The organism is Vibrio sp. 378, assembly GCF_033339435.1.
In genome coordinates this window covers 1-645 of sequence record NZ_JAWOUO010000682.1, presented here as the reverse complement: position 1 = coordinate 645, position 645 = coordinate 1, and the positions used below count along the sequence as shown (strand labels likewise).

Below are 645 nucleotides of genomic sequence, written 5' to 3'. Positions count from 1 at the left end.
CCCCCTAGGATTTGCCCTGTCATCATACCAGGAAGCGTGACAAGGCCCATCGTGGTCATTGAGGCTAGCGTTGGCGCTAACGATTTTCTCAGAGCCTCCTGAACGAAAGGAAAGGAAGCGTATTTAGGGGCGGCACCCAGTGAGATAGCAGCTTCGTACTCAGATTTACGCTCTTCAAAAGCAGAGAATAAGTTTTGTAGCGCGATGATATTACTGCTCAGACTATTGCCTAACAGCATGCCTGCCAATGGGATCATATATTGTGCATTGTAAAGCGGAGTAGGGCGCACCAAGCCAGCGGTGATCGCAATTAGTAATGGAAACAAGCCACATACAAGCCCAGTGAGAAGTGGCAGCATGAGCGGCTTTTTCGGTAAACGTGCTTTCCCTGCAATGGAACTTGCTCCTACGACGAGCATAATCGCAAGCCAAAGTAAGTTGATGATCAAGCTGTTTAATTGAAAGAGATATTCAAGATAAACCCCGATCAGAACAAGCTGTAAAGTCATACGCACAACGCTGACTGATGCATCTTTCGCGATGCCTAATCTATAGCGTGCATTGATCGCAAATGGCACTAACAGAATCAAACTGAAAGCCGCTAATTTTGCCCAACTAATGTCCACCACACTGTTCATAATCACT

At 46.5% G+C, this 645-nt stretch carries 1 protein-coding gene; it reads right to left on the bottom strand.

The genetic code is table 11. From position 1 onward, the window contains the following. A partial coding sequence (locus R7Q48_RS28245) for an ABC transporter permease (RefSeq protein WP_318133629.1) occupies nucleotides 1-638 on the bottom strand: 638 nt, incomplete at its 3' end. Between the last annotated feature and the right edge of the window lie 7 nt (nucleotides 639-645).